The organism is Clostridium sp. UBA4548, assembly GCF_002387895.1.
In the GTDB taxonomy this organism is placed as follows: Bacteria; Bacillota; Clostridia; order Clostridiales; family Clostridiaceae; genus Clostridium_J.
This window is the reverse complement of record NZ_DGLI01000001.1, coordinates 134,531-154,464: the sequence shown is the minus strand read 5'-3', so window position 1 is coordinate 154,464 and position 19,934 is coordinate 134,531. Positions and strand designations below refer to the sequence as shown.

Annotated in this window: 19 protein-coding genes and 1 other RNA gene; 15 read left to right on the top strand and 5 right to left on the bottom strand. The window is 30.5% G+C overall.

Annotated elements, in window-relative coordinates; translation table 11 throughout:
* Positions 1–124: 124 nt before the first annotated feature.
* The 7 genes from B3040_RS00840 (at position 125) to B3040_RS00810 (ending at position 5,468) form a co-directional block, all read left to right on the top strand.
* The gene (locus B3040_RS00840; RefSeq protein WP_291569368.1) at positions 125–1,012 is read left to right on the top strand and encodes a PH domain-containing protein; all 888 of its coding nucleotides are present in this window, start codon (positions 125–127) and stop codon (positions 1,010–1,012) included.
* A 314-nt stretch (positions 1,013–1,326) separates the two neighbouring features.
* Entirely contained in the window at positions 1,327–2,016 is a 690-nt protein-coding gene (locus B3040_RS00835; RefSeq protein WP_291569435.1) for a tRNA (adenine(22)-N(1))-methyltransferase, read from the top strand.
* On the top strand, positions 2,007–2,816 hold the full coding sequence (locus B3040_RS00830) for a Nif3-like dinuclear metal center hexameric protein (RefSeq protein WP_291569367.1): 810 nt from the start codon (positions 2,007–2,009) through the stop codon (positions 2,814–2,816). Before B3040_RS00835 ends, B3040_RS00830 begins: the two co-directional genes overlap by 10 nt.
* A 45-nt stretch (positions 2,817–2,861) precedes the next feature.
* Positions 2,862–3,218: RNase P RNA component class A (gene rnpB, locus B3040_RS00825), an RNA gene on the top strand.
* A 558-nt stretch (positions 3,219–3,776) separates the two neighbouring features.
* Positions 3,777–4,898 carry an RNA-guided endonuclease InsQ/TnpB family protein gene (locus B3040_RS00820; protein ID WP_291569434.1) on the top strand — a complete coding sequence of 374 codons (1,122 nt, stop codon included), beginning with the start codon at positions 3,777–3,779 and terminating at the stop codon, positions 4,896–4,898.
* A gap of 173 nt (positions 4,899–5,071) precedes the next feature.
* A complete protein-coding gene (locus B3040_RS00815) occupies positions 5,072–5,194 on the top strand; it encodes a hypothetical protein (protein WP_291569366.1) in 123 nt (40 codons plus the stop codon).
* Between the two features lie 97 nt (positions 5,195–5,291).
* Entirely contained in the window at positions 5,292–5,468 is a 177-nt protein-coding gene (locus B3040_RS00810; RefSeq protein WP_291569365.1) for a hypothetical protein, read from the top strand.
* A gap of 441 nt (positions 5,469–5,909) precedes the next feature.
* Here B3040_RS00810 and B3040_RS00805 read toward each other — a convergent pair whose 3' ends face one another.
* On the bottom strand, positions 5,910–6,503 hold the full coding sequence (locus B3040_RS00805; protein ID WP_291569364.1) for a manganese efflux pump MntP family protein: 594 nt from the start codon (positions 6,501–6,503) through the stop codon (positions 5,910–5,912).
* A 720-nt stretch (positions 6,504–7,223) separates the two neighbouring features.
* Between B3040_RS00805 and B3040_RS00800 the strand changes: the two genes are divergently transcribed.
* Positions 7,224–8,159: a DUF2935 domain-containing protein gene (locus tag B3040_RS00800; protein WP_291569363.1), complete on the top strand. Its 936-nt coding sequence runs from the start codon at positions 7,224–7,226 to the stop codon at positions 8,157–8,159.
* Between the two features lie 913 nt (positions 8,160–9,072).
* Here B3040_RS00800 and B3040_RS00795 read toward each other — a convergent pair.
* Together B3040_RS00795 and B3040_RS00790 are read right to left on the bottom strand one after the other, a co-directional pair.
* Entirely contained in the window at positions 9,073–9,636 is a 564-nt protein-coding gene (locus B3040_RS00795; protein WP_291569362.1) for a chromate transporter, read from the bottom strand.
* The gene (locus B3040_RS00790) at positions 9,629–10,204 is read right to left on the bottom strand and encodes a chromate transporter (RefSeq protein WP_291569433.1); all 576 of its coding nucleotides are present in this window, start codon (positions 10,202–10,204) and stop codon (positions 9,629–9,631) included. The genes B3040_RS00795 and B3040_RS00790 overlap by 8 nt, the downstream gene beginning before the upstream one ends.
* A 125-nt stretch (positions 10,205–10,329) precedes the next feature.
* Here B3040_RS00790 and B3040_RS00785 point away from each other — a divergent pair, with 125 nt between their 5' ends.
* Together B3040_RS00785 and B3040_RS00780 are read left to right on the top strand one after the other, a co-directional pair.
* Positions 10,330–11,211: a LysR substrate-binding domain-containing protein gene (locus B3040_RS00785; RefSeq protein WP_291569361.1), complete on the top strand. Its 882-nt coding sequence runs from the start codon at positions 10,330–10,332 to the stop codon at positions 11,209–11,211.
* Positions 11,212–11,334: 123 nt separating this feature from the next.
* Complete coding sequence (locus tag B3040_RS00780) at positions 11,335–11,868, top strand: rubrerythrin family protein (protein ID WP_291569360.1); 534 nt, start codon at positions 11,335–11,337, stop codon at positions 11,866–11,868.
* A 179-nt stretch (positions 11,869–12,047) separates the two neighbouring features.
* Here the strand turns inward: B3040_RS00780 and B3040_RS00775 are convergent, their stop codons facing one another.
* Positions 12,048–12,875 (bottom strand): putative ABC transporter permease, encoded by an 828-nt coding sequence (locus B3040_RS00775; RefSeq protein ID WP_291569359.1) that lies wholly within the window; start codon positions 12,873–12,875, stop codon positions 12,048–12,050.
* Between the two features lie 541 nt (positions 12,876–13,416).
* Here B3040_RS00775 and hcp point away from each other — a divergent pair.
* Positions 13,417–15,069 carry a hydroxylamine reductase gene (hcp, locus tag B3040_RS00770; protein ID WP_291569358.1) on the top strand — a complete coding sequence of 551 codons (1,653 nt, stop codon included), beginning with the start codon at positions 13,417–13,419 and terminating at the stop codon, positions 15,067–15,069.
* Positions 15,070–15,453: 384 nt separating this feature from the next.
* Here hcp and B3040_RS00765 read toward each other — a convergent pair whose 3' ends face one another.
* Positions 15,454–16,125, bottom strand: a complete 672-nt coding sequence (locus tag B3040_RS00765) for a Crp/Fnr family transcriptional regulator (RefSeq protein ID WP_291569357.1) — start codon at positions 16,123–16,125, stop codon at positions 15,454–15,456.
* A gap of 99 nt (positions 16,126–16,224) precedes the next feature.
* On the opposite strand from B3040_RS00765, the gene B3040_RS00760 reads away from it, so the two are divergent.
* From B3040_RS00760 to B3040_RS00745, 4 genes are all read left to right on the top strand, one after another.
* Complete coding sequence (locus B3040_RS00760; RefSeq protein ID WP_291569356.1) at positions 16,225–16,551, top strand: cupin domain-containing protein; 327 nt, start codon at positions 16,225–16,227, stop codon at positions 16,549–16,551.
* A 2-nt stretch (positions 16,552–16,553) separates the two neighbouring features.
* Positions 16,554–17,036, top strand: coding sequence for a permease (locus B3040_RS00755; protein ID WP_291569355.1), 483 nt, complete (start codon positions 16,554–16,556; stop codon positions 17,034–17,036).
* Positions 17,033–17,758 carry a permease gene (locus tag B3040_RS00750; protein ID WP_291569354.1) on the top strand — a complete coding sequence of 242 codons (726 nt, stop codon included), beginning with the start codon at positions 17,033–17,035 and terminating at the stop codon, positions 17,756–17,758. The genes B3040_RS00755 and B3040_RS00750 overlap by 4 nt, the downstream gene beginning before the upstream one ends.
* A gap of 233 nt (positions 17,759–17,991) precedes the next feature.
* Positions 17,992–19,929 carry a S8 family peptidase gene (locus tag B3040_RS00745; protein WP_291569353.1) on the top strand — a complete coding sequence of 646 codons (1,938 nt, stop codon included), beginning with the start codon at positions 17,992–17,994 and terminating at the stop codon, positions 19,927–19,929.
* Positions 19,930–19,934 lie beyond the last annotated feature (5 nt).

The following is a 19,934-nucleotide window of genomic DNA, read 5'->3' as shown; positions in this document are numbered from 1 at the left end:
TTAAGCTTAAAATTAAAATTTTAGTTAATAAAGTTAATAAAATTAAGGTAAACAAGCTTTATATCAATTTAACAATTTACCCAGAAGAGCTTTTGTGCTATAATTTCCATAAGGTGGTGAAAGCATGAGAGTATTTAGAGGTATAAAAAGCTTTGAAATAGTAAATTCAGTTTTATTAGCAGTAATGTATAATATTTTGCTATTGCTTTTAATGTACAACACAGGGTCTTATACAGTGCTAAACTTACTTAGAGCACTATTAATTGCGTGTAATGTTTTTTACTTATACCACATTTTTTTATGGGCTACTGTTAAATATGTAATTACAGAAGATGAACTACAAATAACAGGAATAGGAAATTTAAAGAAAGTAATAATACCCCTTTCAGATATAAAGGGATACACTATAATATCAGGGAAAATTAAAGGAATTAAACTTTCTGGAATTGCTTCAAATAGATTTGCCCTAGGTCGTAGTGTGGTTAAGACTTTAGGTACAACAAGAATGTTTGTAACTAATAACACATCGGTGATTTACTTAAGAACAGAAGAGATAAATTATGCCATATCACCTAAGGAAGCAGAAGTTTTTGAAGAACTATTAAACAAACATAACATTTTTAAAATACAGTGGGAAGTAAAATTTAATAAACCAAATAAATTATATAAGGATAAAAAGTTTAAAAAGCTATTATTTTTAACAAGTGCAGTGATAATAGTAATGACCTTAAATCCATTAGTTAATTATCTAACTCATAGATTGCCAAATATAATGCCATTAACTTTTGATGCAACCTTTAAGCCAATTACAATGGGAACAGATAAACAGTTTGTTTCTACACAAATGATTTATGGAGCATTAAATGCAGCAATATTATTTTGTATGTATTATGCAGCATATTTTTGTGCAAAATATGACAGAAAGACTGCTTATAGGTATCTATACATTGCATTGTTAGTATCGGTAATATTTTTAATTCTACAAGTGAAAATTATTACAAGTGCAATTTAAATCCTAGGGCATCACAGAAGATAAACTTAAGAATAAGAAAGTCTTAGTCCACATTTTGGAGGGAGAATTCACTTGTGCTAATAAGTGCTTAAACGAGTTTAAAGCATGAATCCTTGGCTAAAAAGTGAACTTTCATGTAATAAATTACCTTTGTTTAAGTTGAATATTCTTCCAAAGTTACCTGTCATAAGCACCTTGTTGGGAATTTAAAGCGAAAAAATTTAAAAGTAAATTAAATAAAATATTGACTTGCCCTAATATAATTATTAGGGCTAGTTTAAATTTATAAGGAGTACATAAATAAAGTGAGAGATATGGTTCTAAGCGAAAGATTAAAAGCTATAAGTGAATTAATAAATAATGTAAATAGTATAGTTGATGTGGGAACAGATCACGGATATATTCCCATATACTTAGTTAAAAACGATATTATAGACTTTGCTATAGCCAGTGATATAAATAAAGGTCCCGTGGAAAAGGCGAAAAAAAATATTGAAAATTATAATCTGGGAAATAAAATTGCTGCTAGATTAGGGGGAGGGTTAACTACAGTTAAGCCTAAGGAAGTTGAAGCAGCAGTAATTGCAGGTATGGGTGGGAATTTAATTAGGGACATTCTAGAGGACAGTAAGAAAGTTTTTAGGGCCTTAAATTATGTTGTTGTTCAACCAGTACAAAACCCAGAGGTATTAAGAGAATATGTTTATAATAGTGGATATACTATTATTGATGAAACCATCGTAAAAGATGAAGAAAAGTACTATGAAATAATGAAGATAAAATATGACAATAATAAAAAAGAAATTGACCCCATATATTACGAAGTAAGTGAAATACTTCTTAACAAAAGAGAGCCTTTATTTAAGGAGTATCTCCAGTTTAAACTAGGGAAGTATATTAGAGTTTATGAGAATTTAACAGAAGAAACAGAGCTAGCAAAAAAGCGTAAAGAGGAATTAGAAACAATAATAAACAGATTAAAGGAGTTTTTGCAGTGTTTTTAAAGGTAGAGGATGTAATTAAAGTCATGGAAACTATGGCACCACCAACCTTAGCAGAGAGCTATGATAACGTAGGTTTGATGGTTGGAAATAGAAATGCAGAAATAAATAAAATATTAGTGGCATTAGATGTAACCTTTGAAGTCATAGAAGAAGCTATAGAAAAGGGTTGTAATCTTATACTAACTCATCATCCAATATTATTTATAAAGCCTAAAACTATAACAACAGACACTTTACTTGGAAGAAAGCTTATTAAGCTTATAGAAAATAAAATAAATGTATATTCTAGCCACACTAACTTAGATTCCGCTGCTGAAGGGTTAAATCATATAGCAACTGAGCTACTAGGATACGATAACTTCAGAGTATTAGATGTAAACAAAGCCTTTGATAACAACAATAACGGTGTTGGAAGAATAGTGAAGGTTAACACTCCTATTACTCTTTTAGAACTATGTAATAGAGTTAAAGAAAAATATAATGCTCCTTTTGTAAGATTCGTAGGTGATGGCAACAAGGAAATTAACACAATTGCAGTAGTTAATGGCAGTGGTGAGGATTATTTTAGCCTTGTAAGAAAAAAAGCTTGTGACTGCATTATCACAGGGGATACTAGGTACCATCATGTCAGTGATATGAGAGAAGAGGATATTGCAATTATCGATGCAGGACATTTTATTACAGAATGGCCACCAATGAAGGTCATTGGTAAAAAGTTAAACAATATATTAAAGGATATGGGGCATAATAATAAGGTAATAATTTCAACAAGTACCTTTGACCCCTATAACTTAGCATAAAATACTATTTGCATTTTAAAAGCATATGTGATAATATAGTTTTTGCGAGTAAGCCAGACAATCGCTGCTGAAGGAAACTTCAGGAGAGGAAAGTCCGAGCTCCATAGGGCAGGGTGCTGGGTAACTCCCAGTGGAGGCGACTCTAAGGAAAGTGCAACAGAGAGATACCGCCAAAGGCATGATTTATCATGTACTGGTAAGGGTGGAAAGGCGAGGTAAGAGCTCACCAGCGCACTGGCGACTTTGCGGCTATGTAAACCCCATCTGGAGCAAGATCAATAGGGAGACATATAGGGGCTGCCCGTCCCGTCTCCGGGTGTATCGCTTGAGCCCACTTGGTAACAATGGGCCTAGATAGATGATTGTCTAATACAGAACTCGGCTTACAGACTTACTCGTTCCATTGAAAACACTAGGTTTTAGAACCTGGTGTTTTTTATTTTGCCATTTAGCCAGTATCATATTTATATACATATCCTTACTTTCGATACTTGTAGGGAGTGCTAGGTTATTATTAATTTTTATAACTCAGGTTTGGTGGTGGGACCTTAGGATTTTAGTTAGCAGTGTTCCGCCTGTGATTATGATATGATTTTTGGTTTATAGTAGCATAGAATCACGGAGTTATTATGCTTTAATTGCAAAATAACTTTTAAATTTTAAAAGTGGTAAAAGATGTTAAAGTATGCAAAGTACACAAAATCTACAAAGTGAAATTGTTCATTATTTAATAAGGAAATGAATTAAAAAGTGACTAAAGTTTAACTTTTAAAGCAAACTTTTAGAAGGATAAAACCTATATGCTTAATAGATAATATTATATAAGGAGGTTAAAAAACAGTAGTAAGAACAGCAGAAGACTTTAGAAAACAGTATGCTTTATTTATAAGGTGTGTATAATAGCGTTAGGAGGTGATTCTATTGAAACATTATTCAATAGGAGAGTTTGCTAAAGCTAGAATGATACTTGGGAAGAGAGTTAGGCTATTTCCAACTAAAGAGCAAGAACAAAAACTGTGGCAATCCGTAGGTACTGCAAGATTTATATATAATTGGACACTTACAAGGCAAGAAGAAAACTATAAAAGTGGTGGCAAGTTTATATCTGATAATGATTTAAGAAAAGAATTAACTATCTTAAAGAAAACAGAACTTAACTGGCTTAATCAGGTATCTAATAATGTGGCTAAACAAGCTGTTAAAGATGGGGGTGAAGCTTATAAAAACTTTTTCAAAGGATTAGCTGATAGACCAAAATTTAAGAGCCGAAAAAAGGCTAAGCCATCTTTCTATAATGATACATCAAAGCTTAAAGTTAAAGAAAGTAACTTGCTAATTGAAAAAGTAGGTTGGGTAAAAATAAAGAAAAATGCAATACCTATGAACTGTAAATATACTAATCCAAGAGTAAGTTTTGATGGAAAGTATTGGTTTATATCAGTAGGCTTAGAAAGAGAAAAACCAATAATAGAGCTAACTACTGACAGCCTAGGAGTTGATGTAGGCATAAAAGATTTAGCTATATGCTCCAATGGAATGACTTTTAAAAATATTAATAAAACAAGAATTGTAAAAAAGCTTGAAAAAAGGCTACGTAGATTACAACGTAGGGTATCTCGCAAATACCTAAGAAATAAAGAAGGGAGTAAGTTTGTCAAAACAAGTAATATTATAAAAATTGAAAAGCAGATTAAATTACTTCATAGAAGATTAGCTAATATAAGAAGTAATCATAATCACCAAGCAACGAATAAGATAGTGAAAGCCAAGCCATCAAGAGTTGTTATGGAAACACTTAATATTAAAGGCATAATGAAGAATAAGCATTTATCAAAAGCAATAGGAAAACAAGGTTTATATGAGTTTAAAAAACAAATGCAATATAAATGTGAGTTCAATGGAATTAAGTTTATAGAAGCTGACAAATGGTATCCCTCATCAAAAACTTGTAGTAAGTGTGGTCATGTGAAACAAAAGCTTTCACTATCAGTAAGGACATATATCTGTGATAAGTGCAGCTTAGTTATAGATAGAGATTATAATGCAAGTATCAACTTATCAAGATATGAATTAGTAGGTTAATCACTTAAAAGATACTACTAATATGTACCATGCGTTGTATGGGAATTTAAGCCCTCGAAGTGTTATATCAAACGAAAGTAGTATATTCTTTTAAATTACAAAATCGGACATGTTGAACAGGGAATTAAACAAGCTTTATAAGGTTTTATAAGGTTTTGGCAACGGTAATCACTATGGCAAAAGGAAAAAAAGGTAACATAAATAGCTGTCAAGTAAATGGAGGAACTAAAATAACTCCTAATGCAGAAAACCAAGAAAAGCAAAATCATAGCAAGTCTAGGATTAATACAAACTAAATTCAAATTACATTCAATGTAAAATTTAATACCTTATAATTTATTTATAAGTAATAGTAGGAATGTAAACAATGGTGAGAAGAAAGGGGAAGATAAGATGAATAGAAATAAGAAAGACAAAAATAAAAAACAAAATGAAGCTATAAGCAATATGGGAAATAGTACAAGTTTTCAAAGTCTACACAACGAGGACAATAAGTCTAGTTATAAAAGTTTAAAAAATGATAATCATGGAGAGGAAGATTTTAAGTATTTTTTTAAAGAAACTTATTAATAGTTATACTTAAATGATTTACAGGAATGAAAAGCTAATAAAAAATCATACAAAAGACCCAAATGGATTTTGTAGTTTTTATTATTAATTTAATAATAAAAGAATGCAACTCCTTACTGGTTTAATAAAAGAATATATTTTATTTTCCTAAAATTACTTATAGTGTTAATATCCATGGATTAGTTGCATAGATGAATTCATCACTGAAAAATTAAGGCCAAAAATAAACAGTGTAAAAAGATAACGTCTGCAAATCTGCAGACGTTATCTTTGGTAATACTATGTATCCTGAAATCATTATCTAAAGAGTTCATGTAAATCAATGGTAAACTACTTTTCAAAGTAATTTTACTACAGGCCCACTTATTTTGGATTTAAAAATAATTTACACTAGGGATAGTTCACAAATTGTGAACACAATTTGCTTTCCTATAACTTGCCTTAAAAATTAATAATACCAGCATGATTAAGTAAAATTTTAATGCCCATAAGCAATAAAATAAATCCACCTGCAAATTCTGCTCTTGTCTTGAACTTTTCGCCAAATACATTTCCTATCTTTACACCTAACATGGATAATGTAAAGGTAACAATTCCGATAAAAGATACTGCAGGAGTAATATTTACATTAAGAAATGCAAAGGTTATTCCTACTGCCAAAGCATCAATACTTGTTGCAACTGCTAATACAGACATGGTTTTAAAACTAAGAGAATTGTCTACATTCACATCACTAACTGTGTCAACTGCAACCTCACAGCTACTGTTTCGAGATTCTTTAATCATATTTATGCCTATGATTCCAAGCAGTATAAATGCTATCCAGTGGTCAATGGATGTGATTTTATCTTGAAACTGTACGCCTAAAAAGTAGCCAATCAAAGGCATGCCACCTTGAAATGCTCCAAAATATAGGCCCACAATTCCAGCTTTTTTAAAGCTAATATTTTTCATTGACAATCCTTTACAGACGGCTACTGCAAATGCATCCATTGATAAACCAACTGCAATAATAAATAATTCAAGTAAACTCATTTTTCATTACTCCCTCTTATAATTTAGATTATTAACACAAAAAAAGACTTACCTGCAGAACTTTTCTGCAGATAAGTCTCATTATTTAAAATAAAGCCAGATAAATATTATCAGTATGTTGACTTTATTACACAATATTTCTGTGCTAACTACTCCCTTATTCCACTACCAATTATATAAAAATACGCTTTTATTGTCAATCTTATAAATTTTATTATTCTGAACAGTATATGTTACTATGATTTACATAAAATAATAGGGCAATTTGATTTGAATTTTTAACAGTCTTGTCACGGTAAACTTTTTTACAAAAGATCAGTTAAAGAAAAATATATATAAGCTAGATATAATAAATTATAGTTTTTAAAATAATAAGTTTTATAAGTAGTCACTAAGAAAAGAATGAAAGGAGCTATTAAGCTCTTAGGCACTTTTCTCAGTGTTTTATTTTATTTTTTCATAAAATCTAAATTCACTTAATTTAGAAACAATTTTCATTTAAAGCTTTCACTGCATTAATATATAATAATTAGTCATATGAGTTTTTTATTAAAATAACGTTCATATATTGCTACTTCAGCTCCATAGAAGCGCTGACCCTTTCTAAAATGGTACTCATCCTTTAAGTTCTTTTCAATATATAAAATTACTTTTAATTTCTGAGTCAATATATTTACCTATGCATATGATAATATTGAAGTATTTTTTGAGGGAGAATATATGTTATCAAAGGAGAAGTTTATTAAACAATCACTTGAATTAAACCTATTCTTTTTAAGAATAATGAAGGAGCACCTAGTTTTTGTTGGTGCTTCATTAACTCCTAAAAGTCACAATTACCTCAATCATGCAAATATGCTAAAGCTTCAACTAGATGATTTACTTAGGAAAACTATAAAATTATCTAAGGGAGTTGTAGAACCAAAAACCGGAAACACAGGGGAGATTGTTACAAATTATACCCTAGAAGCAGAAAAATTTACAGAGTTTTATACTGGAATTGATATTAACACAAATACAACTGAAATGGAGTTAGCCCTAGAAGACTATAGCGGTTGTAAATCTATGCATAAATTATCAGAAGAGGTATTCTATTTAAATCAACAAATTATTCCTGTAGTTAATGAAACTGCAAAGCTAAAAAATACCATTAAAACAAATGTACTACGATGTAAGATGTTTACAGGCAGTTACCCACTTTTATTAGATCATATTTTAAGAGAAGCAATGTTTTATCTTAGAATGTTAGGAAGACTACAAGAGGGTATAGAAACAGATATTAATAGGGAAATTATTGCACAAGAAGCTTTTTGGAACAGAATCATGGGTGAACATGCCAAGTTTATTAGAGGATTTTTAGATCCAACAGAAGAAGAATTGTTTGACACTGCAAATAAATTTGGTAAGCAATTTGATAAGTTGACAAAGGAAGCACTTTCAATGCATGATAATGCAATGTCATTATCGCAATTATCAAATATAACTGAGGATAGTAGAGAAGCAACTAAAAAAATTAGAGACTTTAAGATGCAAGGTACTGAGGGAATATTAAATTGCCAAATAAAATCTATTATTTTACCTCTTTTAGGAGATCATGTTCTAAGAGAAGCAAATCACTACTTAAGATTGCTAAATAACTATGATAAATTAGTATAGACATAATATGAAATTTTTCTTAGGCTATGAAGGCTATTAATTATTAAAAGGTCTTTGTAGCCTAAGTAACTATAAAAACAAATTAGTACTTCTTTGGATTACCCTCTGTTATAAACTCTCTATGGAATAACACTATCCTAAAAAATTCTAGTAGTTAAATTAAAAAATATATAAAACAATCTTTGAATTTTAGTGCAGGAATAAGATAAGAGTATGAGTAGATAACTGATAGAGGCTTCATTTAATTTGGTTTTATAGTACATTTTTGAACATCCTTTGTAGGGCCAAAAGAAAAGGGTTATAAGAAATTTGAATTTAAACATATTTTATGTTATACTATACTTAAATAATTCATATGGACTTTACGGTTGGACAACTAAAATTTGTCCAAGTAACTTTTTGTTTCTAGGGTGGGAAACTCATTTTGAGTTTCCCACTTTTTTTGTTTATGAAGGTTTATATTTATAGATAATTTTTAAGGAGGTAATATAATGGATTATAGTAACTTAGTTGTATTCATCATTATGGGAATAGTTATTGGAGGATTTATTTATTATAACTTTGTTTTCCCAAGAAAAGATAAAAAAGAAGAAGAAAATAAAAAGTAATAACTTATTGAATTAAAAAGATAATCTTAGATTCAATAGAGATTGTCCTTTTGTAATATTCACAATATGTGGTTATCTAATAGTAGTTTGTAGTGTTAAATCATTAGCATACAGACTACTATTACTGTTAATATTACACAAGGATTAGAAGACCACTTTAAATTCTTGTATAATATAAAACTTGTAAATCTATATTCTACCTATTTTAGGTGAGCATATCCTAAGATACTCAAATTATTATTTAGGATTGTTAAATCACTTTGTATAACAATAATGTAATCGTACTAACGAATATTCTTCAAACATCAATAATAAAAAAATACACCTACAATACCTGTTAGAATAATTATCGATATTGGGTTAAGCTTATACTTTCTAAGTAAAAACAAAGAGATAGTGAATACAATGATAGCAGTAATATTAAAATTCACAGCCGTAGCACCTAGTGATGGATAACCCCAAAAAGCTATTATAATGACAGTAGATGCAGAAGATATAATAAGTCCAATTGAAGTAGCACGTAAACCTTTCAGTATATTTGAGATGCTATCTACAGTTTTATGCTTTTTAAAAAAGTTGTATAAAAGGATAGAAATAATAAATCCAGAAAGAATACACCCTACAGTAGCTACCAATGCACCAGTTATACCTGCTATGCGTATGCCAACAAAAGTGGAAGTATTAACAGCCAAAGGCCCAGGTGTCATTTGAGAGATTGTAATAATGTCTGTAAATTCCTTCAATGTAATCCACTGATGGTTATCAACAACTTGTTCCTGTATCAAAGGTATTATGGCATATCCACCGCCAATGCTAAATAAACCTATTTGTAAAAAACTCATAAGTAAGGAAAAAGTAGTTTTAATCATGCTTAACTCCTTCTTTTCTAGCGCATATATAAGCTTGTCCAAAACTTAAGAGAACACAGGAAATAATAATAATTAACACATTGATATTTAAGAAGAAACTGGCTAAAAATGAAGCAAGCACCATTAGTGTTAATAGTCTATTTTTCTCCTTAAGAATACCTTGAATCATATCAATTACTAAATCCAAAATAGATGCGGCAACACCTGCCTCCATACCTTTCAGCAGTGAAGAAATGATTCTGCTACTTCGAAATGCACTATAAGAAAAAGATATAATAGATAATATCAATAGGGCTGGTAGAACTGTACCAATGCAACAGATAATTGCGCCTTGGATTCCAGTTATACGATATCCTACTAATACTGAAAGATTAACAGCGATGGCACCTGGAGTAGATTGTGCAATAGCTGCCATATCTAATAATTCTTGCTCATTAATCATTTCTAAATTAGTAACAAAATATTTTCGAATCATAGGAATGACTATATATCCGCCTCCAAAGGTAAAAGCACTAATAGAAAATGTGATTCTAAAGAGTAAAAAATATAATTTTATTTTTTTTAGCAACAAGTGTCATTCCTCCTAATTAAGTAATTTATAGCAGTTTCAGTATACACTATAGACTCTTCATAAGTATAATAGTATAATTTTATGAAATACATAACTAAACAGTAATGAATAGGGAGTTTGATATGAATATAAGGCAATTGAATATTTTTAAAACAGTATGTGAGGAAGAAAGTATTACGAAGGCATCTGAAAAATTGTTTATGACACAGCCAGCAGTTTCTCATGCAATCAGTGATTTAGAAGATTATTTGGGCATTTGCTTATTTGATAGAATTTCGCGAAAGCTATATTTGAATGAAACAGGCAAGCTATTTCTTACAAAAGTACTTAAGCTTTTAGATTTATATGAAGATCTAGAGCAAAATTCCAAGGAGTTAGAAGATAAGGCAACCATTAAAGTTGGTTCAAGCATAACCATAGCAAACTTCATCTTACCTAAAGCAATACTGGAGTTTGAAAGAATTTGCAAGAATACTCCTACTAAAATTAGTATTGATAATGCTAGAAATATTGAAAATATGGTGCTTAATAATGAAGTGGATTTAGGATTGATTGAAGGAATCGTTTATAATGAAGAGTTGATAAGGATTCCATTTTCCTCCTATGAGTTAGTGGTTATTTGTTCTCCTATACATAAATTTGTGTCAGAAAAAGCCATAGATGTCAATGAGTTAGTAAAGGAAAGGTTCTTACTTAGAGAAGAAGGTAGTGCTATAAGAGATGTTTTTGACAGCGGATTATTATTACATAATATAAGAGTAAGCCCAGAGTGGATAAGTGTAAATTCACAAGCTTTAATACAGGGGGTAAAGCAAGGATTAGGAATAAGTGTATTGCCTAAAATATTAGTTGAGAAAGAAATTTGTAATGGAGAACTTTTTGAAGTTAAAATAAATGACTTCGAATTAATCAGTGTGAATCATATTGCTTTTCTTAAAGATAAGGTACAAACACAGAGGATTAAAACTCTCATAGAAATAATCAAGGGTTCTGAATTAAAATAATATTGCCAGAGTATTATTTTTATAGATTAAAGCCTACTGAAACGACTTAGTAATAATAACATAGTTATAATAATATATTATACCAAGTAAGTAAGATATAAAAAACGTTTTAGGAGGAAAATTATGGAACTTTCTGGATCTATTACTGAAGAAAACTTAAAAAGAACTTTTGCCCTAGACTCAAGAACCGTAACTCAATATCAACTATTTGCAGAACATGCAAGAAGTGAAGGATTTGAATTTATTGCAAGAATTTATGAGGAGTTTGCAGAACATCAGCTTGGGCTCTCTAGACAAGTTTATGGAAGGTTTTTAGGACAAATTAAGTCACTACAAGAAAATCTTCAATATTCTATGTTAACTGAAGCCAGTAGCTTAGAGCGTTTCTTAGATTATGAAAAACAAGCCACTGAAGAAGGATTTAAGGAGATTGCTATTTTTTACAGAGAGGCTAGGGTTGTATTAGATTTGCATAGGAGGCAGTTTGAAGAACTCTATAATCATGTTTTAAATGGAACTTTATACAATCGTAATACTGTTGAAATATGGCAGTGCTTAAATTGTGGTTATTTGCATGAAGGGAAAGAAGCACCTTTTATTTGTCCAGTAGACAATTATCCTCAAGGATGGTACAAGCCTCTATGTCCTAATTTTTAATATAAAACAATTAATTAAAATTGAACTATTGGTAAAATGCCAATAGTTTTTGTTATTACAAACTTTACTTTTCAAGGTACATATTTACTATTTAATGGATAAAGAGCTGTTAATAGCTGTAAGGGGTATCATTAGATGAAACTAACAGCATGATTAATATGATGAATTTATTTAATACACTATTCTTTATGGTTATTTATATTATTGGAGTTGAATTTATGAAGTTTTTCTCTAATAGTTGGAAAAGCTTTTTCCAATCGCTTATGAACGAAGTTTTTTTCTTTTATTGCCTTTTCATATTTCATTTTTAAATCCTCAAGATTCACATTCTTTTCTTTTAGCATTAAATTAATTTCTGATTTTTGTTCATCAAATTTGCACCTTACATTCTCTTTAGTCTTAAGGGCTAGAGTTGTTCTTCTATAAATATTTTCACCAATGTCATCAGAGTAGTATCTTAGTTTTTTAGCAATTTCATCAAGGATATATATATGTTTTTTAATTTTCATGATACCAAAAATAGTTATAATAAAATCTGATAGGAGGCAGCAAATTAGAAATAACAATATAGCATGTCCAATTACATTATCTGAAAGGGATACGATTTTAGATATAGGGGAGTGAATTATATTTATGATAAACACCCCACCGAGTCCCCATTTTATTGAAAAATCTAGACAGATATACCCTTTAATATTAAAGGGCAGATTAGAGTAGTCCCACCATTTGTTATGAAATATTTTTTCAAGGATATACCCTGTAAGAAATTCTAAAAATGATGTAAGTAAAAAAGAACCAATAAACAATAAGAAAAGATTATTTTTTAAAGGAGTTAATAAATAAATTATAATAACCATTCCTAAACCATAGATTGGGCATATGGAACCATTTAGGAAGCCTCTATTAACAAACTCTCCAGACTTTACAACATGATATATAACTTCTATGCACCAGCCAATAAAAGCATAAATAATAAAAAACCATAAGTATTCTGTAAAATTGTACATCTGTAAAACCCCCATACATTATTAAAAGGATTATAACGCAACCAACCAAAAAATGTCAATGAACCTAGGGTATAGCTAAATTAGAACTAATAATGAAATTTGTCATAATATAATAATAGGACTAAGTATAATTTGTCTTAATTATAGGCTATTTTAGGTAGAGTTCAATTTACTCCTTATAAATATCACTGATTTTCAAAAAGCCTTATGGGAACTAATACAGGTTTCAGGTATAAGGTAAGTCTTGAATTCCATATAATAGTAAACTTAATTACATAATAAGCTAAATAGAAAGAATACTTGGAAATTTATAGATAAAAATATAAGAGACTTCTGAAATAAGATGCTTATGGAGTATGAGATAGTCCTTTATACTGGAGAATAATTATTATTAAAATAGAAGAAACTATGTTAATTTCCAGAAAATTATGGTAATATACTGAATATAGCTTTTACATATTTATCTATATGAAGAATTATTTTTCTAGCATTTGGTAAGTATATAAGAGAATTAGTATAAGAATTTAGGAGGCGAATTAATATGGATAATGCAATGTTTTGTTACCAATGTGAACAAACTATGGGGGGAAAAGGCTGTACTAAAAGTGGGGTTTGTGGAAAAACTCCAGAAATAGCCAACCTACAAGACTTATTAATATACCAATTAAAAGGTATTTCTTGTTATGCTAAACCATTGATTGAAAAAGGTGAAACAATGGATAAGGAAATTGTAGCCTTTATGGAAGATTGCTTGTTTACTACCTTAACAAATGTAAACTTTGATGCTCAGATTCATGTAGAGCTATTAAAGAAATCTCAAAAAATAAAAGAAAATTTAAGAGATCAAGCACCAGAAGGCCAGTATCCAGACTTTGCAACCTATAATTTAAGTGAAACAAAAGAGGAAATGCTTAAAGATGCAGTTAAAGCAGGTATAATGTACGATCAAGAGTTAGATGCAGATGTTCGCTCCTTAAGGTCTACAATCCTTTATGGATTAAAAGGAATTAGTGCTTATGGACATCAAGCAAGATTCTTAAATTATAATAATTACCAAGTAGATAATTTCTATTTCTTAGGCTTAGAAGCTACTACAAACGATAACTTATCTGTTGAAGAGTTAATACGTATGACTATGAGAACAGGGGATATGAGTGTATTAGTGATGAAAACACTTGATGATGCAAACACTACAGAGTTTAAGAATCCTTCACCTCATAAGGTTAATGTTAATATTAAAAAAGGTCCATTCATTATTATATCTGGTCACGATTTAAAAGATCTAGTAATGTTACTTGAGCAAACAGAAGGAACTGGAGTTAATATTTATACCCATGGTGAAATGTTACCAGCTCACGGCTATCCATCTCTTAAAAAATATAAGCATTTAGTAGGAAACTTTGGATCAGCTTGGCAAAATCAACAAAAAGAGTTCGATGGAATTCCAGGATGTATATTAATGACTACTAACTGTTTAATGAGACCAAGAGAAACATATAAAGATAGAATCTTTACCACCAATGTTGTGGGTTGGGATGGAGTTAAAAACATAAAAGTTAAAGAAGATGGAACTAAGGACTTTAGTGAAATAATTAATAAAGCACTAGAACTTGGTGGCTTTAAAGAGGACGAAGAAGAAAAGGAAATTTTAGTAGGCTTTGGACATCATGCTACTTTATCTCATGCTGAGACTATAGTAAATGCAGTTAAAGAAGGAAAGATAAGACACTTCTTCTTAATTGGTGGTTGTGATGGAGCAAGACCAGGAAGAAACTATTACACTGAATTTGCTGAGAAAGTACCAGAGGATTGTGTGATTTTAACTTTGGCTTGCGGAAAATATAGATTTAACAAACTAGATTTTGGAACAGTAGCTGGACTTCCAAGGCTATTAGATGTAGGTCAATGTAATGATGCCTATTCAGCAGTGAGAATAGCAACAGCTCTTGCTGATGCTTTTGAAACTGATGTTAACTCATTACCACTTACTATAGTACTTTCTTGGTATGAGCAAAAGGCAGTGGCAGATCTTTTAGCACTATTATCCCTTGGAATTAAGAATATGTACTTAGGACCAAGTTTACCAGCCTTCATATCTCCAAATGTATTACAATACCTAGTAGATACCTTTGGAATTATGCCAATAAGTACAGCTGATGAGGACTTAAAAAGTTCCCTTAGACAAAGAAATTAATAAGAGTTAAAGTTAATTAAGTAGAGGCAAGTGAACCCTGAACCAATGAAAATTAGAAAATAGCTTAATAAATTAGTTGAGCAATTTATTAAATAAATTGATCAGGGATTCAGGCAAAACTAATATTTAATTAATATCAAAAAAACCATAGATAAATAGATGCGTTACATCTCTATTTGTCCATGGTTTTTCTTTGTAAGGAAACCAAATTCAAGACTTAACTAATAACGAGAACCTACATTAGTTCCCTTAAGAATTTTTGAAGATGAATGAAGTTCATGATGAATAAAAAGAATACTAACCTTAAAATCCTATAGAGAAACTACTTGAACATTAAAATATCTTTCCAAGAAGTGGTATAGCACATAGAGAAAATATAAAATATTATTTTATTAATTGTAAATTTTTTATAAAAATTGAGTGTGCATCAAAGTCTATCAATCCATCTTGCCTCATTTTATTTAGTTCCCTAGAAAGAGAAGTCCGTTGTATTCCCAATCTTTCAGCTAACTCTTTTTTAGACATTTGAAGGGTTATCCTATAGTTGTTTTGTATGCGATACTCATAGTTAAGAAAATCGATTATAGACTCTCTTATAGATTTTAATGAAATGCTTTGAATTTTACTTGTTAGTATATTGGTTTTTACAGAGATGCAGTTTAAAAATTGGAGTAAAAAATCCTTATTATCTTGGCAAAGCTCAAGAATTAATTCCTTGCTAACTTGGAGTAAGATGGTATCCTTTTTAGCAATTATACTCATAGGGTATATTGGATGATTAGAAAATAAAAGGTTTTCTCCAAAGTTTTCTCCCTCAGAAAATTCCGCAATGGTGAGTACGTTGCCTTTCTCATCAATCTTTTGAACTGTAACTTCCCCTTCAATTATTATATCCACATACTTACAAACTTCACTTTCAAAATGAATCACTGAGTTTTTTCTATACTCACAAAATATGAGTCTATTTCTATTGTAGTAATTTACAATGGTATCACTTGATATATTTTTAAATAACTTATTTATCTTTAATATATTTAGAAACTTGTTTTTAATCATAGAATACCTCTTTTTTAAAATTAGTTACCATGGTAACTGATTTGCTGTTGTTAAAATTATAAAATAGTATCATAACATATTCAATAGGAGGTTTTATCAATGATAGAGAAAAGTTATAAGTATATGGTAACAAATGAGAAGATAGTTGAAAAAATAGTAGATGACGAAAATATTCACTTAAATCACATGGTGCTTGTTAAAGGCACAGGCCTACCTGAGCATTACTCAAATTCTAATGTTTATATGGTAATTGTAAGGGGGACTATGACAACTAAATTTAATGATGGAGAAGTTAATGAATATACTGTTGGAAATATTCTTAATATTCCCTTTAATACAAAAATGAATGTCAATAATTTTCATGAAGAAGTGCTAGAATTTTTTGTGTTTAAAACACCAAATCCAAGAGATTATAAAGGGGAATAAATATGGATATTTTTACTATAGCTCTTTGGATAGTAACTATTATTCTCTTTATATATTCAATGAAGAAGGATAAGAGCAAAACTCTCCATTCTATGCAGATGGCAAAGGGAATGATGAAAAATATGATTGGCAAAATAGTTGCTATATTATTTCTCATAGGTTTATTACTCACCTTTATTCCACCAGCAACCATAAAGGGTGTATTAGGAAGTTCAAACACCTTTGTCTCAACAGTTATCGCTGCTGTAGTTGGGGGTATAACCTTAATTCCACCCTTTGTGGCCTTTCCACTGGTAGGGTCCTTTGTGGATATGGGGGTAAGTATTATTCCTTCAGTAGCCTTTTTAACTACCTTAACCATGGTAGGAGTTGTGACTATTCCTTTAGAAAAACAAGAATTTGGGCTGAAGTTTGCAGTAAGTAGAAATATACTAAGTTTCATCTTTGCTATTCTAATAGCTCTTGTTATGGGGGTACTATTATGAAGATATTAAATCTTGTTAAGAATAATAAACTATTAGCTTTAGTAGCAATCATATACCTAGGGCTTTTTATAACAGCTCCTGATTATGCAACAAAGGCCATGGGAAACAGTATGTATTATGTTAAAGAAATGGTATCTATCATGCCAGTAATCTTTATTCTTACCGCAGTTATTGAAGCTCTTATTCCAAAGGAGCTTATAATAAAAAGCTTTGGAGATAATTCTGGGTTAAAAGGTGGGGTGTTTTCTTTATTATTAGGTAGCATTTCCGCAGGTCCAATTTATGCTGCTTTTCCAATCTGTAAAATGCTATTAAGTAAAGGCGCTAGTGTTGGAAATATATTTATTATTCTAAGCTCTTGGGCTGTTATAAAATTACCTATGTTAGCAAATGAAGCTAAGTTTCTAGGTGCTAAATTTATGGGCATAAGATGGATACTTACTGTAATTTCAATATTTATTATGGCTTACATCACTTCAAAGATAGTAAAAAAACAGGAGATTCCTCTAGACAATTCAACAAATAATAATGAAGGAGAATGCTTAAGTATAAAAACTCATTATTGTGTTGGCTGTGGATTATGTGAAAGATTTTCACCAAATTACTTTGAAATTGTAGATAAAAAAGCTAAATTAAAATATATTAAAGTCAAAGAAGAGGAGTTGGAAGAGGTGAAAAAGGTTATTAATAAATGCCCAGTAAAAGCTATTAATTTTATATGAAGCTAAATATATGTTACAAAAGTAATATTGCGGAACCTATTAGGCAGATTACTCGAGTAATTTAGTAAAGAATAAATAAGACCTATTTCATTTTGAAGAACTATATAGATAAAAGCTAATATAATGTAATTATAGGTATGTAATGAAACTTAGAATTATCGTAACATATAATGAAAAGGTTTATTATGTAGGTATAAGCTTGTATAAAGCACTTAGTCTATAGGAGGGGAGCAATGAAAGGGGAAAGGCTTAGCAATTTCAGGGAGGCAAATTCAACTACTGAGGGTAGTAAAGAGGTTGAAGAAGTAAATTATAAAGAACTCTTTTTTAATGAAGGATATGATGCTTATTTTGTGGAATTTACAGGAGATATTCAGGAAAGATTGAAAAATATTGATTATGCTAAGATGTATTATACTGATAATTTTTTTGGAACTATTTTTGTTAAACAAGGTATGCTTAATACTTTATTACAAAGTGTTCCTGAAATAACAATCTTGCATAAAAATTTCCCCTATACACTAACACCAACAGTATTAGAAGAAGGACCCTTCAGTCCTAAGGGGATAGAAAAGGGGAACGTACCCTATAATGGAGAGGGTGTAGTGGTTGGAATCATAAGTACAGGCATAGATTATCTCAACCCAAGGTTCATGAAGGAAGATGGAACTACCAGAATAATAAGTATTTGGGATCAAACCATTGATATGGGAAAAAGGCATCATAGCATTATTTATGGAAAAGAATTTACAAGATTGGATATAAATGAAGCTATAAAGCTTAATACTCTTGGACAAAATCCTTATGATAAAGTGGAGCATAGGGATGAAACAGGATATGGTACAGCAATGGCAGGTATTGTTGGGGGAAGAAAATTAGATCAAACTGAAGCTTTTTCAAGTGTAGCACCTAATTGCGAATTTGCTATAGTGAAATTAAAAAAGGCAAAAAAAAATATATTAGTGGTAAATGCCATAGAAGAGTCTGAAGCGGGAGTTTATGAAGGAATAGATATAGCAGAAGCAATGGATTATCTTTCAACTTTACAACAAGCATTAAATAAACCTATGGTGGTTTATATTCCACTAGGGAGCAATCTTGGGGGACATGATGGAGGCACAGTACTTGAGAGATATATAGATTTTCTTACTGAAAGGAGAGGTTTTGCTACAGTAGCAACTGTAGGGGTTCAAGGTACAGGAGATACCCACACTAGCGGTAATCTTTTCGAAACTGGAGGGCAAGACACCATAGATATAAATATAGCTGAGGGAGAAAATAATATTATAATATCCTTATATACAATTCAGCCAGATAAAGTTTCAGTTGGAATAATTGCTCCAGATGGAAGTACAGTAGAAAAAATTGAAACACCTACTAATCAAGGAGAAAGTATTACTTTTAACCTTAGTTCCTCAACTATAACTATTCAAAACTATTCAGAAGAGAAGGTAGTTCCTGATAATAATTTGGAATTTTTAATTAGGGGATTAACACCAGGAGTATGGAAAATAACGCTTAAGGCCGAACAACTTCTTAATGGTAGATATGACGCTTGGATGACTCAAAAAAACCTTTTGCAGAAGGAAACTAGGTTTCTAAAACCAGATCCTTTTATTACTGTAGTTACACCTTCTACTGCTAGGAATATGATAAGTACTGGGTTTTATAATCAAGATACAGGAGAGTTAATAGAAGAATCAGGAAAAGGCTTCACCAGAGATGGGCGAATAAAACCAGATGTAATTACTGCATCCTATAGAATTATTACTACAGGCCTTGAAAATAAGCTTATAGTAGGATGTGGCTCTGGTGTAGCAGGAGCTATATTAGCTGGCACAGTAGCTTTAATGTTTCAGTGGGGTATAGTGGATGGTAATAATCCAAACCTTTATGCTCAAAGCATCAGAAATTATATCATAGGTGCAACTTCAAAGGATGAAGGTGTAAGCTATCCTAATCCTGAAAGTGGATATGGAAAGTTAAACATACCTAAGATATTTGAAAATCTAAAAAAAATTAAATTTAATATACCTAATAAAAACAAAATAGCTGCTTGTAGTAAGGAAGCCTCCTGTGAAAAAACTATAAATTATTCTAGTAAGGAGGCAGACACGGGGGTATTTGTTAGTATACCCAAGGAAATACTGAAAAGAATAAATTATAGGTAGAGGTA